Consider the following 14,778-nt stretch of genomic DNA (forward strand, 5'->3'; position numbering starts at 1 on the left):
CCCGCCACGACCGTGCTCGCGCCGTGGTGGGCGCCTACTTCGGTGCAGGCGGGACGACGGGTGCCGTGCCCACCGGGGCCGCACCGCGTGCCCCGACCGCGAGGCCGGGAGTCGCAGCCCGGACCGGACCTGCGGTCCGTCCCTTGAGGCGACGCGCGAGGATCTCGGCGACCTTCGACAGGACGTAGTTGATCGTGATGAACAGGATCGCCGCGACGAGCAGCGACTGGAGGATGTTGCCGTACGCCGACCCCAGGCGGCGCGACTCCTGGAGCAGCTCGGTGTACGTGATGATGTAGCCCAGCGCGGTGTCCTTGAGGACCACGACGAGCTGCGAGACGAGCGCCGGGAGCATCGCGATGAGCGCCTGCGGCACCTCGACCGACCGGAGCGACTGGCCTCGCGTCAGACCGACCGCGAGAGCCGCCTCGCGCTGCCCCGTGGGCAGCCCGTACACGCCCGAGCGGACCAGCTCCGCGACGACCGACCCGTTGTAGAGGATCAGGGCGATCACGACCGCCATGAACGGGGCGTCAGGCACCTTGACCTGGGCCAGGAACAGCCAGAAGAAGATCATCATGAGCAGCACCGGGACGGCCCGGAAGAACTCGACGACCAGCCCCGCGAGCCACCGGACGAGCCGGACCGACGAGAGCCGCCCGATGCCGAACAGCAGGCCGAAGACGACCGCCCCCACGATCGCCACGCCCGCGGCGCGCAGGGTGTCGGCGAGGCCCGGGAGATAGAAGTTCTCCCACGCGTCGGCCGTGAAGATCGGCTGCCACTTCTCGGCGGTCAGCTGTCCCTCACGACCCAGCAGGACCAGGGCGTAGGCCGCGATCCCCCCGACGACGATCGCGCCGACCACGTTGCCGACCACGATGGTGCGGCGCCCCCGGGGGCCCGGGGCGTCGAACAGGACCGTCTGCTGCTGCGCGCTCATCGCTTCACCGCCAGGCGGCGGGACAGTGCCGTCGTCGCGAGGCCCACCGGGATCACGAGGATCACGTAGCCGATCGCGAACGTCAGGAAGATCGCGATGATGACGTCGGAGTCGAACTCGATCATGGTCTTCATGAGGCTGGAGGTCTCCGTCGCGACGCCGGCCGCGGCGGCGACGGTCGAGTTCTTGATGAGGGCGATGAGCACGTTGCCGAGCGGGGCCACCGAGCCACGGAAGGCCTGGGGGAGGATCACGATCCGTGCCGCCGGCAGGAACGAGAGGCCGATCGCGCGGGCCGCCTCGGCCTGCCCGATCGGCACGGTGTTCACCCCCGAGCGGATCGCCTCGCACACGAACGCCGCGTGGTAGACCGCGAGGCCCAGCACCGCGAAGCGGAAGAAGTTGGACGGGAAGTCGTCGGCGAGCTGGATCTTGAGCTGGCCCCAGACCCCGAGCGTCAGGAACACCATGATGATCGTCAACGGCGTGTTGCGGAACAGCGTGACGTACGTGGCACCGGCCCACTGCAGGCTCGGGATCGGCGAGATCCGCATGAGCGCGAGCACCGTGCCGACGACGAGCGCCAGGATCGCCGCCCAGAACGTGAGCTGGATGTTGACCCAGAACGCGCCCAGGACGTCGTACGACTCGAAGAGCCGCAAGAACTGAGAGAGGTAGTCACCCACTACGGGTCACCCTTCGCGAGGTGCGGCGCGGACGCCGCACGAGACCGGACAGGGACGGGTGACGTGGACCCGGCCCGGCAGCGGACCTGTCAGGCGCAGGCGTCCGGCGTCGGCGGGTTCTCCGAGGCGTTCGGGGTGTACCCGGTGCCCTCGGTCGCGCTCGTGATCGCTTCCTCCCACGAGCCGTCGTCGATCATCTCGGTGATCGCGGCGTTGATGTCCTCGCACTTGTCGCTGCTCTGCGGGATCCCGACGCCGTAGAGCTCGGTCGAGAACGGCGCCCCGACGACCTTGACCTTGCCCTTGTTCGCGGGCTGCGCCGCGAGACCGGCCAGGATGATGTCGTCCGTGGTGACCGCGTCGACCTGGCCCGAGAGCAGGGCCGTGACGCACTCGGCGTAGCCCGGCTGCTCGAGGAGCTGGACTCCCGCGGCGTACTCGTCCTTGATCCGCTGGGCCGACGTCGAGCCCGTGACCGAGCAGAGGTTCTTGCCCTCGAGGTCCTCTGGTCCCTTGATGTCGGTGTTGTCCTCGGCGACGAGCAGGTCCTGCCCGGCGACGAAGTACGGACCGGCGAACGCGACGGTCTCCTTGCGCTTGTCGGTGATCGAGTAGGTCGCGAAGATCATGTCGACCTGGTCGGTGCTCAGCAGCGTCTCGCGCTGGGCCGACGGTGCTTCCTTCCACTCGATCTGGTCCTCGGAGTAGCCGAGCTTCTCGGCGACGTAGCGAGCGACGTCGGTGTCGAACCCCGTGTAGGTGTCGCCCTCCTTGAAGCCGAGGCCGGGCTGGTCGAACTTGATGCCGATCGTGATCTTCTCTCCGCCGGCGCTGGCGGACGAGCCCTCGGTCGAGCCGCCGCCGTCGTCGCTGCCCCCGCACGCGCTCAGGGCGAGTGCGGCGGTCGCGGCGAGTGCGACGAGTCCTCCGGTACGGGTGCGTGTGCGCATGGTGTCTTCCCCTTCGTCGGTGCCGGGCCGTCACGGGAGTCCTGGTGGTCACCCGCTGCGGCCGGCGGTCGGTGCCGGTCGAGCTGTTCGGTTGCTACAGGTGGGCCGGGCTCGTCGGTGAGCCCGGGGACCGTGGGGCGTGCCTTGTGCTGTGGGGACTGCTGGTCGCGAGACCGGGTCGTAGGAGTGGTCGGGGCGGACGCGCCTGTGCGTCCGCGGAGAGGGTCAGTGGGTCAGGATCTTGGACAGGAAGTCCTGGGCGCGGTGGCTCTTCGGGTTCGTGAAGAACTCCTCGGGCGGGGCCTCCTCGACGATCTGGCCGTCGGCCATGAAGACCACGCGGTGGGCCGCCTTGCGGGCGAAGCCCATCTCGTGGGTCACGACGATCATGGTCATGCCCTCCTTGGCGAGGGCGACCATGACGTCCAGGACCTCGTTGATCATCTCGGGGTCCAGCGCCGAGGTCGGCTCGTCGAAGAGCATGACCTTCGGGTGCATGGCCAGGGCCCGCGCGATGGCCACTCGCTGCTGCTGCCCGCCCGAGAGCTGGGCCGGCATCTTGTCGGCCTGGTTGCCGATCCCGACGCGGTCGAGCAGCGCCAGGGCCTCCTTCTTGGCCTCCGCGGACCGTGTCCGTCGGACCTTGACGGGCCCGAGCGTCACGTTGTCGAGGATCGTCTTGTGGGCGAAGAGGTTGAACGACTGGAACACCATGCCGACGTCGGCACGGAGCCTGGCGAGCTCCTTGCCCTCCTCCGGCAGGGGCTGGCCGTCGATCGCGATCGTGCCGGTGTCGATGGTCTCGAGCCGGTTGATGGCACGGCACAGCGTGGACTTCCCCGAGCCCGAGGGGCCGATCACGACGAGCACCTCGCCGCGCCGGACCGTGAGGTCGATGTCCCGCAGGACGTGGAGGTCTCCGAAGTGCTTGTTGACCCCATGGAGCTCGACGAGCGGAGGTCCGAGCTCGTCGTCACGCGAGGGCGCGTCGGGTGGTGGCGAGGGTGTGGTGGGCGACGCGTCGGGAGCGTCGCTCGGGGTGGTCGGTTGCGCGTCCATTTCATGAACCTAGGGGGGTTTTGTTGCGCACGCCACTGTTTCCGGCAACAGTTCGGCAACGGACGGGCAACAGATGCCCGGCTGGTGGCGAAAGAGCGTTTCGGTCCGGCGGCTGGCGCGCCGTACCCTTGACGGTGATGTTCTCCACCGCCCTCCGCCCCGAAGACAGCCCCATCGCGGGTCCCGCCGACGCGCCCGGGGTCAACCCGCCAGGGGGCCCCGGGGCTGCGCCCGACGGTCACGCCGAACAGGCGCCGGCGGCGGCGCAGCGGACCTACATGGTCCGCACGCTCGGGTGCCAGATGAACGTCCACGACTCCGAGCACATGGCGGGCATGCTCGAGCAGGCGGGCTACACGCGGGCCGAGGCGGCCGACGAGGCCGCGCACCGCGCCGACGTCGTCGTCATCAACACGTGCGCGGTCCGGGAGAACGCGGCCACACGCCTGTACGGCAACCTGGGGCAGCTCGCGTCGATCAAGGCCAGGCGCCCGGGCATGCAGATCGCGGTCGGTGGATGCCTCGCGCAGAAGGACCGGTCGGGCATCGTCGAGAAGGCCCCGTGGGTCGACGTCGTGTTCGGCACGCACAACCTCGACGCGCTGCCCGTGCTCCTGGAGCGCGCCCGGCACAACGAGGCCGCGCAGGTCGAGATCGCCGAGTCGCTCCAGGTCTTCCCCTCGACCCTGCCGACCAAGCGCGAGTCCGTGTACGCAGGCTGGGTGTCGATCAGCGTCGGCTGCAACAACACGTGCACGTTCTGCATCGTGCCGCACCTGCGCGGCAAGGAGCGAGACCGACGGCCGGGCCAGGTCCTGGCCGAGGTCCAGGCGCTCGTCGACCAGGGCGCGATCGAGGTCACCCTGCTCGGGCAGAACGTCAACAGCTACGGCGTCGAGTTCGGCGACCGCGGCGCGTTCGCCAAGCTCCTGCGCGCGTGCGGGGAGATCGAGGGGCTCGAGCGCGTGCGCTTCACGTCCCCGCACCCGGCCGCCTTCACGGACGACGTGATCGCCGCCATGGCCGAGACGCCCAACGTGATGCCCCAGCTCCACATGCCGCTCCAGGCCGGGTCGGACCGCATCCTGCGGGCCATGCGCCGCTCCTACCGGTCGGAGAAGTTCCTGGGGATCCTCGACCGGGTGCGGGCGGCCATGCCCGACGCGTCGATCACCACGGACCTCATCGTGGGCTTCCCCGGGGAGACCGAGGAGGACTTCGCCGAGACGCTGCGGGTCGTCGAGGCCTCGTGCTTCTCCTCGGCCTTCACGTTCCAGTACTCGCAGCGCCCGGGGACCCCTGCGGCCACGCTCCCGGACCAGCTGCCCAAGGAGGTCGTGCAGGAGCGCTACGAGCGTCTCCAGGCGCTCCAGGACCGGGTCAGCGCCGAGGAGTCGGCCCGCCAGGTCGGTCGCACGGTCGAGGTCCTCGTGACCGAGGGATCAGGGCGCAAGGACGGGGCGACGCACCGCCTGACCGGCCGCGCCGCGGACAACCGTCTGGTCCACCTCGCGGTGCCGGACGAGGTCGTCGCCCTGATGGCCGGACGCTCGGACGCCGACGTCACGGCCGACGACCCTCGCCTCGCCGACGACCTGGACCCGCGGCTGCCCCGCCCCGGCGACATGGTCACGGTCGAGGTCACGCGCTCCGCGCCGTACCACCTCGTCGCGGACTCGGTGCTCGACGGCGGCACCTACGCGGTGCGCCGCACGCGGTCCGGCGACGCCTGGGTCGCGCGCGAGAAGACGCGCCTGGGCGGCGGCGACGACCACGGTCACTCGCACGGAGCGCCCGCGGCGGGCGGCCCGGTGAGCCTCGGCCTGCCGAGCCTGCGCCGCCCCTGAGGTCGCAGGGGCCAGGCCGCGCTGCGGGCTCAGGTGGGCGGGAGCTGGCCGCCGATCGTGCTGAAGAGCTGCACCGCGGTGCCCAGCCCGCACGACACGATCTGGCCGAGCTGCTCGTCGGTCGCGCCCTGCTCGAGGTCGACCGACACCTCGGCGTACACCGCGAGGCCCTGGCTCTCCTCGCGGACGTAGACCTTGGGCCAGATGCGCTCGCGGTTCCAGTCGTTGACGGTCTGCAGGAGCGCGAGCCGGGCCGCCACGGGCACGGTCGTCGACCAGCGGCCGCGGACCTGGAGGATCTCCTCGTGGTCGCCCAGGAGCAGGAACCAGAACCGGTTCCCGTCCCACGTGCCCGTGACGTCCCCGTCGTCGTCGATGCGGAAGTGGTAGCCGCGCCGCGAGAGGTAGTCGCCGATACGGCGGGTCGAGAGCGGCGAGGGCACCTCGACGTCGACGGGCACGTCCTCGACGGGCTTGGGCCGGTGGTTGCCGAACAGGCGCGCGAGCCAGCTCGTCCGGGGGGCCGGGCTCATGGTGCCGACCTCGCGGGGTCCGGGTAGAACTCGTCGAGGGCGTCGAAGAACATCGAGCCCGTGGACAGGCCGCACTGCAGGAGCTGGTCGAGCTGGTCGTCGTTCACACCGTGCTCGAGGTCGACCGTGACCTCGGTGAACACGTGGACCATGCCGTTGTCCCGCACGCGCGTGTAGGCCTTGGGCCAGATGCGGTCCGCGTTCCACTCGTTGCAGAACTCGAGGATCTCCTCGAGGCGCTCGATCGTGATGTCCCGGTTCCACTGGCCGCGGACCTGCAGGATCTCGTGGTGGGAGCCGAACAGCAGGAAGTAGAACAGCCGACCGTGCCACAGCCCGCCCACGTCGCCCTCGGCGTCGATGAAGTAGCTGTACCCGGCGTCGGCGATCCACTCGAGCACACGCGCGCGGTGCAGGGGGGTGGGGATCTTGTCGTGCTCGATGTCGGAGATCATGGTCCCCCCGAGCTCGCGGAGCAGGAGGCTCTCGACCGAGGCGTGCAGCGCGGCGTCGTCGAGCGGGGTACCGGAGGTCCCGCCGGCCTCGTCCCAGGCGTGCTCGTCGGGAGCGTCCTTCCTGCCCTGGTCGCCCGAGTCGTCTCGTCCTGCCTGGTGTCCCCGTCTGCCGCCGAAGAACCTCATGTGCCCACCCTACCTGCGCCCGCTGGGGATCGTCCTGCTCGGGGGGTAGCGTGGCGCGCGTGATCGTTCGCGCCGTCGCCCTGCCCGGTACCCCGCTGCTCGTCCCGGGCGTCGCGGGCGCCGCAGAGGTTCTCGCCGAGTCCCGCGCCCAGGTCCTCGTGGCGCTCCGCGAGCTCGTGCGGGACGCGCGGCGCGTCGTCGTCCTGGACTGCGAGGCTCGGCGGGAGGGGGAACGGCGGGGCGAGATGCGTCCGGACCTGCAGGCGGCCGGGGTCGCCCCGCGCTGGTGGGGCTGGGCCCCTCGGGCGTCGGCGGCGGGGCTGCCCGCTGCGGGCGTCCCCGCGTCGGTCGCTCTCCTCGCCCTCGACGCGGCGGGCTGGGAGGGCCCGGTCGAGGTCGTCGAGCTCGGGAGCGCGACCGTCCCGGCGGCTGCGGTCGGGCTCGCGCGGGACGTCCTGACGGAGCCGGGCACGGGACTGGTCGTCGTCACGGGTGCGCGGGCCCCGCTGCCCGACGGCGGCGCTCACGCCCCGAGCGTGGGCGCGGAGGGCAGCACGTCGGACGGCGACGGTGCGGCGGGCAGCACGGCCGAGGACGCGGTGCTCCACGCGCTCGGCGAGGCCTGGGACGCCGACGCCCGGCACGCGACCGGGGAGTACGAGGGGCGCCGCTACGCCGTCGTGAGATTCCTGGTCCCTGCGGACGAGCGGGTTGCTACCGTGCGCCGGTGACCTCACCGCTGCGCGTCGTCGCCCTGCTCTTCCCCGGCTGCACCCAGCTCGACCTGACGGGTCCCGCCCAGGTCTTCGCGCGCCTTCCCGGCGCGCAGGTGGACCTGGCGTGGCGCGACACCGAGCCGGTCGCCACGGACTGCGGGTGGTCGATCGTCCCGACGACCACGCTCGCCGACGCGCCCCCGGCCGACGTGCTCTTCGTGCCGGGCGGGGACGGGACGTTCGACCTGCTCGAGGACGAGGACGTGCTCGCGTTCCTGCGACGGCAGGCGGCCGGCGCACGCTGGGTGACCTCGGTGTGCACGGGGTCCTTCCTGCTGGCCGCCGCCGGCCTGCTCGACGGCTACCGGGCCACGACCCACTGGGCCTCGTTACCCCTGCTCGCGGAGCTCGGGGCCGAACCCGTCGCCGAGCGGGTCGTCGTCGACCGCAACCGCGTCACGGGTGCCGGGGTGACCTCCGGCATCGACTTCGCGCTCGTGCTCGCGGCCCGCGACCTCGGTGACGACGTCGCCCGTCGGCTGCAGCTCATGCTGGAGTACGACCCCCGACCGCCGTTCGACGCCGGCTCGCCCGCGACGGCCGACCCGGCCGAGGTCGCCGCGATCCGGTCGGCGGTGCGGGAGGCACGGCTGGGGCGCGTTCAGGCAGCCGCGGCCGCCGGTACCCGTCGCGTCGTCGTCGCACCGTTCGGAGCGACCTGACCGGAGCGGCAACCTGACCGGAGCGCCGCGGGCAGGGTGACCCACGGGACGCACCGGTGCGCCGACCGGTCCGGCAGGTCCGGACAGGTCGGCACACCGAGCGCCCGAGGTCAGCGGCGACTGACCGCCTCCGCCACCTGACCGGCCTCGTCGTCGCGGCCCAGGCGGCGCAGGACACCGACGAGCTCGTTGCCCACGAGCGCCCGGGAGGCCTGGTCGTGAGCGAGCCGGAACCCGTCGAGCGCCGACTCGAGCGCGGGGGCTGCGCCCTCGAGGTCGCCCGCGCCGGCGCGCGTGGTCCCGGCCAGCCAGAACGCGTGCGCGGCGCCGCCCAGGTCGCCCGCGCGGGCGTACTCCTCGGCGACGGCCTCGGCGGCCGAGGACGCGCGCTCGTGCTCACCGAGTGCGGCCAGGAGCCGGGCGCGCGTGTCGAGGAGCTCGCGGCGCTCGCGGGCCGCTCGCTCCTCCTCCGTCGCGGAGACGGCTCCCTCGGCCGGGCCGGACGCGGCCTCCGCGAGAGCCTTGTCGACGGCGGCGAGACCCGCTCCCGCGGTACCCGCCCGCGCGGTGAGCCGGGCGTAGGCCCGCACGACCGGGCTCCGGTACGCAGGGGCCACGCCGCCGGCCCGCAGGAGCGCCACGGCGCGAGGGAAGGCTGCGAGGGCGCCCTCGACGTCCTGCTCGGCCGCCGCGAGCTGCGCGGCCTCGGCCAGGGCGAAGCCCGCCTGGTCGAGCGCGCCGTCGGCCTCGAACCGTGCGGCGGCCCGCTGGTACACGCCGGCGGCCCCTGCGGGATCGTCGGTGCTGAGGGCCTCGGCGTGGGCGACGAGCGCGGCGGCGTCGTCGGCCTGCACCGCGTCGGTCTCGAACGCGGACGCGGTGTCCGCGACGAGGGCCGAGATGTCGGCGGGCCCGCCCGTCGCGACGCTCCGTGCGGTCCCGGCCGGAACCGTGGGGCGCGGGTTCGTCACCGCGACCGGCAGGTCGGTCTCCGTCGCCCCGAGCACGCTCAGGCTCACGGGCAGGAGCGTCGGCGTGCTCGCCCACACCTCCTCGGTGCGCCGTGTCGTCGCGTCGGTGCCGTTGCGGGCGTCGAACGCCGCGGCGATCTCGAGGGCCTGGGCGCGCACCCAGGCGTCGAGCCCGGCGACCGTGGACGCCGGGACCTCGCGCAGCGCGACAGGACGCTCACCGTGCTCCGCCGCGAGCAGCGACGTCGCCGTCCCGACGCTGAGGAGGAACGCCCAACGGTCGCGAGGGGAGTCCGCGCTCACGAGGTGGTCCTGGTGCTCCACGATCCGGGTCACAGCACGCTCGACGTTGCCCGTCCGCGCGAGGAACTCGATGTGGCGGCCCTGCGGCCCCTCCATCGAGACCCCGTTGTCGAGGTGCCGCAGGCCCCGGCGGTGGGTCGCCGCCGCCTTGTCCACGTCCCCGGTCTCGAGATACGCGAGCTGGAGCCGGGAGAGCATGTCGCCAGGCTCGGTCGCGCACTCGGGGGAGCCCGCGAGGACCTGCTCCAGGAGACGGATGCCCTCGTCCAGGCGCCCGGCGTCGAACAGGTAGGCGGCGCGGTCGCCGGGTTCGCACGCCTCGCACTGCGAGAAGTCGTCCCGGGGCGTCGCGACCCAGGCCTCGTACGCCGTCGCCGTGTCCTGCGTCCCCCGGGCGCGAGCCCACTGGAAGCGGGACATCGTCACGGCGTTCATGCCGTTGCCTGCGACGGCGTACCGGCGCTCCATGTCGTCGAGCGTCCGCTCGATCTGCGCGGCGGGGACCGCGGGGAAGTCCATGAGGTTGCCGACCATCCACTTGAACGACCAGAACAGCGAGTGCGTGTCCTGCTCGTCGAAGTGCTCGGGGTGCTCGTCCCACCACCGCAGGAGCTGCGTGAAGGGCAGGTAGGCCTTGGTGACCTCGTTGCCCCACACGTAGGACTCGACCAGCACGAACAGCGCGTACGCCCTGGCCTCGACGGGACCGTCGGCCGTGATCCGTGCGAGCTCCGCCTCGGCGGCGGTGCTCCTGGCGACGCCGTACGGCATCTCACGGACGTGGAACAGCGCTTCGTTGGCCTCGTGGACCGTGCGGGTCATCGGTTCTCCTCCAGGGGTGTCGTGCCGGGGCGCAGCGCGCGGTCGAGCAGGACGCCGAGCGAGCCGTTCATGAGGGTGGCCTCCGAGGCTCGCAGGGGCCGCCCGGACAGCAGCAGAGCGGTGACGTACAGGGACTGGGCGCCCGCCTCCAGCACCTGCGGGTCCGTCGTCGCGAGCAGCGACCGGACGGTCTCGTTCGTGTCGTTGAGCACGAGCCGGCGTGAACGAGCAGGACCGGAGAGCTCGGCGAGCACCTGGCCCCAGACGTCGTCCGCCGCGTCGGCCGTGGCCCGGGCCTCGCGCTGGTGGTCGCCGTCGCGGTCGTGCAGGAGCATCGCGGGCAGCGCCGCGGGCTCGAAGGCACGCACGACCGCCTCGCAGTCCTGGGGTGCGAGCGCTTCGTCGACGGCCTGGACGGCGTCCGCGACCTCGAGCTCGCGCAGCGGGTCGACCTCCAGGAGCGCCTGGGAGACGTCGTCCGACGTCACGGGTGCCAGGCGCCACTGCGGGAAGCGGCGGGAGATGCGTTCGAGCAGGTCCGCGTCGTAGACGTAGCCGCCGTTGACGAGGCCGAGCCCCTGGGCCGCCGCGACGGGCGCGACGCGCCGGAACTCCTCGACGCTCGGGGTCCACAGCATCCGGGCCCCTTCCGGCAGGGTCGCGGCCAGGTCCGTGAGCGTGCCGGTCCCCTCGGTGGTCTCGAACGGCAGGACCCGGGCCGCGAGATCGAGCATGTCGTCGTCCTGGAGGGCGAGCGCCCGCACGGCGAGGTGGTGCACGCGCAGGAACGCGCGGCTCGTGGGCGAGCTCTCGGCCAGCGTGGCGAGCGCCCACTCCCGGACCTGGGCACCCAGGGCCTCGCGTGTCGCGAGCAGGACCTCGTCCTCGTAGAGGCCCTCGCGCGACGCGGTGGGGCGCAGCGCGGAGGCGTCCAGGACGCAGCGGACGAAGAACGCCCACGGCGGCAGGAGGTCGTCCACCCGCGTCCCCAGGAGCATGCGCTTGAGGTACACGCGGTGGCTCGACGGGGTCGTGGGCGAGACCGCCGCGGGCAGCACGTACGCGACGCCCGTCAGGCCGGCGAGCGGGAGGTCGAGGTCGATGCGGGCCAGCGGCGTGAAGCCGAGCGTCTGCTCGGCGTACCGCGTCAGAGCGGCGTCGCGCTCGGCGGGCGTCGCGTGCCGCTCCTTCCACGGGAGGTCCGCACCGCTCAACCGGCGCCAGACCGTGGGAGAGGCGTCGTCCGTCCCCGTGGCGGCGGCGGAGTCGCCGTCGGTCAGGTCGAGACGGACCTCGACCTGGAGGTCGACAGGAAGCAGCGACCCGAAGTCCTGCGCGAGCGCCGTGACGGTCTCCGGCGCGAGCCAGTGCTCCATGTCGCGGCGCGGCCGCAGACGGACGACGCTGCCGGGCTCGGCCGGGACCGTGGGGTCCTCGTCCGGGACCTCGGTCAGCTCGTAGCTGCCGTCCGCGAACCCGCGCCAGCGCACCGGGGCGGGAGCTGCGCCGTCGGGCAGGATGCGCGCCGAGCGGGACGTGAGCTCGATCTCGTCGGCGACCATGAACGCGGACAGGAGACCGATGCCGAACTGACCCAGGAACTCCTCGCGGCCGGTGCCGAGCTCGACGTCGCGCTTGGAGCTGCGCCCGATCGTGGCGAGCAGCTCGGCCGCCTCGGCGAGCGTCAGGCCCACGCCCGAGTCGGCGACCTCGAGCGACCCGTCGGGCAGGGGACGCAGCCGGATCGCGGCGGGCACGTCGTCCCCGCCGAGGTCCCGGCGCGCGGTGACGGCGTCCACGCCGTTCTGCAGGAGCTCGCGCAGGTACACGCGCGGGCTCGAGTACAGGTGGCGCGCGAGCAGGTCGACGACGCCGTGCAGGTCGACCTGGAACGTGCTCGTCAAAGCGGCCGGTCCTCGACGAAGGTGTTCGCGTCGGACGCGTCCGCGTCGGGGGCGGGGAACTGCTCGTCGAGCTGCTCGAAGAACTGGAGCCCCGAGTACAGGCCGCACTCGACGAGCTGGCCGAGCTGGTCGTCCGCGACGCCGAACTCCAGGTCGGTCGCGACCTCGGTGTAGATCGCGACGCGCTCGCCCTCGACCCGGCAGAAGACCTTGGGCCACACCTTGCGCTGGTTGAAGTCGTTGGCGAGCATGACGAGGCCCACGTGCTCCTCGGCGGGCAGCGTGCGGTGCCAGCGCCCGCGGACCTGCAGGATCTCCTGCTTCGAGCCCTGGACGAAGAAGTAGAAGACGTTCCCGTCCCAGCCTCCGCCGAGGTCGCCGTCGTCGTCGATCCCGTAGTTCCAGCCCTTGCCCGCCAGGAAGGCCTCGACCCGGTCGCGCGACAGCGGTGCGTTGGGGGTACGGTCCGTGCTGCCGGGCTTGGTGAAGTAGCTCATGTCTCGTTCCTCGTCGTCGGTTGCCGCTGCGGTGCGGCGGCGAAGGCCGTGCGGGCGGGCGCCTGTCCCTGTCCGTCCACCCTGAGGAGCCTACGCACGACCACCCACACCGGGACAGGGTGGATTTGTCCGACCAGGCTCCCGGCCCTGCCGCCGGGTACGGTTCTCGGATGCTCATCGTCGCCGTCGTCGGCCCCACCGCGACCGGGAAGTCGGACCTCGCCCTCGACCTCGCACAGGCCCTGGCCCCCGCCGAGATCGTCAACGCCGACGCCTACCAGCTCTACCGCGGCATGGACGTGGGGACCGCGAAGGTGCCCGTCGACGAGCGGCGGGGGATCGCCCACCACCAGCTCGACGTGCTCGACCCCGCCGACGACGCGTCGGTCGCCGACTACCAGGCCGCGGCCCGCGCCGACCTCGACGCGATCGCGGGGCGCGGCGCCCGACCGGTCGTCGTCGGCGGGTCGGGGTTGTACGTGCGTGCGCTCCTCGACGAGATGAACTTCCCCGGCACGGACCCCGACGTCCGCGCCCGGCTCGAGGAGCGTGCCGAGCGCGAGGGCACCAGGGCCCTGCACGCCGAGCTCGCCCGGCTGGACCCCGCGGCCGCGACGTCGATCGGTCCGGCCAACACCCGGCGCGTCGTGCGGGCGCTCGAGGTCGTCGCGATCACCGGGGAGCCCTTCACGGCGAACCTGCCACGCCAGGAGTACGTGCGCCCGGCCGTGCAGATCGGGCTCGACTGCGACCGCGAGACGCTCGACGCGCGCGGCGCGGGGCGCGTCGAGCGGATGTGGGAGCACGGGCTCCTCGACGAGGTCCGGGCGCTCGTCCCGGGCCTCGGACGCACCGCGGAACGGGCCGTCGGCTACGCCGAGGTGCTCGCGCACCTGCGCGGGGAGATCTCGGCCGACGAGGCACGCGAGCAGATCACCGCGAACACGCGCCGGCTCGCCCGCAAGCAGATGGGCTGGTTCGGCCGCGACCCGCGCGTGCACTGGCTCGACGCGCAGTCGCCCACGCTCCTCGCCGACGCGCTCGAGATCGTCCGGGCCGCCGACGACGGCACCCTGGGCGCGCGCACGGACGACCGCCCGACGCGCCGTAGTCTGGGCTCATGAGCCCCACGCCGCCCCGTTCGACGACCCGTTTCGCCAAGGGCCACGGGACCCGCAACGACTTCGTCCTGATCGCCGACCTTGAGGGCAGCCGCGACCTCGACGCCGACCAGGTCCGGGCGCTCGCGGACCGCCGGTCCGGGATCGGCGGCGACGGCGTGATCCGGCTCGTGCCCACCGCGTACGTGCCCGAGTCCGCGCAGGTCCTCGCGGAGGACCCCGACGCGATCTGGTTCATGGACTACCGCAACGCCGACGGATCGATCGCCGAGATGTGCGGCAACGGGGTGCGGGTCTTCGCGGCCTTCGCCGAGCGGCTCGGGCTCGTGGACCTCGGCATCGCCGAGGCCCGACCCGGCGCCGACGACGCGCAGGAGGCGGCGGTCGTTCCGCGCGTCCTCGCGGTCGGCACGCGTGCGGGCGTCAAGTACGTGCGCAAGGAGGCGAACGGCTGGTACGCCGTGGACATGGGCCCGTGGTTCCTGCCGGGCGGCCGTACGGCCCTCGACGAGGGCTTCGACGCCGCCGTCGCGATCTCGGGCTGGGAGGTCCCGCGTCCCGCGTTGAGCGTCGACCTGGGCAACCCGCACACGGTCCTCGCGCTGCCGCAGGAGGACGAGCTCGAGGCCGCCGACCTCACACAGGCCCCCACCGTCTCGCCGGAACCCCCCCACGGCACGAACGTCGAGCTCGTCGTCCCGCTCGGCGAGGAGGTCTCGGTCGACGGGACCGTCGTCGGGCGGCTGCGCATGCGCGTGCACGAGCGCGGCGTGGGGGAGACCGAGTCCTGCGGGACGGGGGCCTGTGCCGCCGCGCTCGCGGTCCGTGCGTGGGGCGGCCCGTCGTCGCCCGACGTGTGGCTCGTCGACGTGCCGGGCGGCACGGTGCGGGTGACCGCCCTGGAGGGCGGCCGGGTCGAGCTCGCCGGACCGGCCGAGATCGTCTTCGGGGCGGAGATCGACCTGGCGGCCTTCACCCGCTGACCACGGCACCGCGGGCACCGTCACGTGGCCCGACGGCGTCGCGCACCCGCGCGCTCGGTGCGCGACGTCCGTGGTCGCCT

14 protein-coding genes are annotated in these 14,778 nt (G+C 72.9%); 5 read left to right on the plus strand and 9 right to left on the minus strand.

The window, feature by feature from the left end:
• Window positions 1–34: 34 nt before the first annotated feature.
• The 4 genes from H9652_RS07140 to H9652_RS07155 form a co-directional block, all read right to left on the minus strand.
• Window positions 35–943, minus strand: a complete 909-nt coding sequence (locus H9652_RS07140) for an amino acid ABC transporter permease (RefSeq protein ID WP_191795634.1) — start codon at window positions 941–943, stop codon at window positions 35–37.
• On the minus strand, window positions 940–1,629 hold the full coding sequence (locus H9652_RS07145; protein ID WP_191795635.1) for an amino acid ABC transporter permease: 690 nt from the start codon (window positions 1,627–1,629) through the stop codon (window positions 940–942). The genes H9652_RS07140 and H9652_RS07145 overlap by 4 nt, the downstream gene beginning before the upstream one ends.
• 89 nt (window positions 1,630–1,718) lie before the next feature.
• The gene (locus H9652_RS07150; RefSeq protein ID WP_191795636.1) at window positions 1,719–2,579 is read right to left on the minus strand and encodes a glutamate ABC transporter substrate-binding protein; all 861 of its coding nucleotides are present in this window, start codon (window positions 2,577–2,579) and stop codon (window positions 1,719–1,721) included.
• Window positions 2,580–2,804: 225 nt separating this feature from the next.
• On the minus strand, window positions 2,805–3,638 hold the full coding sequence (locus H9652_RS07155; protein ID WP_191795637.1) for an amino acid ABC transporter ATP-binding protein: 834 nt from the start codon (window positions 3,636–3,638) through the stop codon (window positions 2,805–2,807).
• Between the two features lie 278 nt (window positions 3,639–3,916).
• Between H9652_RS07155 and miaB the strand changes: the two genes are divergently transcribed.
• Window positions 3,917–5,485: a tRNA (N6-isopentenyl adenosine(37)-C2)-methylthiotransferase MiaB gene (gene miaB, locus H9652_RS07160; RefSeq protein ID WP_225227889.1), complete on the plus strand. Its 1,569-nt coding sequence runs from the start codon at window positions 3,917–3,919 to the stop codon at window positions 5,483–5,485.
• Between the two features lie 29 nt (window positions 5,486–5,514).
• Here the strand turns inward: miaB and H9652_RS07165 are convergent, their stop codons facing one another.
• Together H9652_RS07165 and H9652_RS07170 are read right to left on the minus strand one after the other, a co-directional pair.
• The gene (locus H9652_RS07165; protein WP_191795639.1) at window positions 5,515–6,018 is read right to left on the minus strand and encodes a type III secretion system chaperone family protein; all 504 of its coding nucleotides are present in this window, start codon (window positions 6,016–6,018) and stop codon (window positions 5,515–5,517) included.
• On the minus strand, window positions 6,015–6,659 hold the full coding sequence (locus tag H9652_RS07170; RefSeq protein ID WP_225227868.1) for a type III secretion system chaperone family protein: 645 nt from the start codon (window positions 6,657–6,659) through the stop codon (window positions 6,015–6,017). The genes H9652_RS07165 and H9652_RS07170 overlap by 4 nt, the downstream gene beginning before the upstream one ends.
• A 59-nt stretch (window positions 6,660–6,718) precedes the next feature.
• On the opposite strand from H9652_RS07170, the gene H9652_RS07175 reads away from it, so the two are divergent.
• Together H9652_RS07175 and H9652_RS07180 are read left to right on the plus strand one after the other, a co-directional pair.
• On the plus strand, window positions 6,719–7,390 hold the full coding sequence (locus H9652_RS07175) for a hypothetical protein (protein WP_191795640.1): 672 nt from the start codon (window positions 6,719–6,721) through the stop codon (window positions 7,388–7,390).
• A complete protein-coding gene (locus tag H9652_RS07180) occupies window positions 7,387–8,097 on the plus strand; it encodes a DJ-1/PfpI family protein (RefSeq protein WP_191795641.1) in 711 nt (236 codons plus the stop codon). The genes H9652_RS07175 and H9652_RS07180 overlap by 4 nt, the downstream gene beginning before the upstream one ends.
• Window positions 8,098–8,207: 110 nt before the next feature.
• Here H9652_RS07180 and H9652_RS07185 read toward each other — a convergent pair whose 3' ends face one another.
• The 3 genes from H9652_RS07185 to H9652_RS07195 are packed head-to-tail and all read right to left on the minus strand — an operon-like array spanning window position 8,208 to window position 12,594.
• Complete coding sequence (locus H9652_RS07185) at window positions 8,208–10,193, minus strand: hypothetical protein (RefSeq protein ID WP_191795642.1); 1,986 nt, start codon at window positions 10,191–10,193, stop codon at window positions 8,208–8,210.
• Window positions 10,190–12,097 carry an HSP90 family protein gene (locus H9652_RS07190; RefSeq protein WP_191795643.1) on the minus strand — a complete coding sequence of 636 codons (1,908 nt, stop codon included), beginning with the start codon at window positions 12,095–12,097 and terminating at the stop codon, window positions 10,190–10,192. The genes H9652_RS07185 and H9652_RS07190 overlap by 4 nt, the downstream gene beginning before the upstream one ends.
• On the minus strand, window positions 12,094–12,594 hold the full coding sequence (locus H9652_RS07195) for a type III secretion system chaperone family protein (RefSeq protein ID WP_191795644.1): 501 nt from the start codon (window positions 12,592–12,594) through the stop codon (window positions 12,094–12,096). The genes H9652_RS07190 and H9652_RS07195 overlap by 4 nt, the downstream gene beginning before the upstream one ends.
• A gap of 170 nt (window positions 12,595–12,764) precedes the next feature.
• On the opposite strand from H9652_RS07195, the gene miaA reads away from it, so the two are divergent.
• Window positions 12,765–13,718, plus strand: a complete 954-nt coding sequence (gene miaA, locus H9652_RS07200; protein WP_191795645.1) for a tRNA (adenosine(37)-N6)-dimethylallyltransferase MiaA — start codon at window positions 12,765–12,767, stop codon at window positions 13,716–13,718.
• The gene (locus H9652_RS07205; RefSeq protein ID WP_191795646.1) at window positions 13,715–14,698 is read left to right on the plus strand and encodes a diaminopimelate epimerase; all 984 of its coding nucleotides are present in this window, start codon (window positions 13,715–13,717) and stop codon (window positions 14,696–14,698) included. Before miaA ends, H9652_RS07205 begins: the two co-directional genes overlap by 4 nt.
• The last annotated feature ends 80 nt before the right edge of the window (window positions 14,699–14,778 follow it).

It is taken from the genome of Oerskovia rustica (genome assembly GCF_014836555.1).
Taxonomy (GTDB): Bacteria; Actinomycetota; Actinomycetes; order Actinomycetales; family Cellulomonadaceae; genus Oerskovia; species Oerskovia rustica.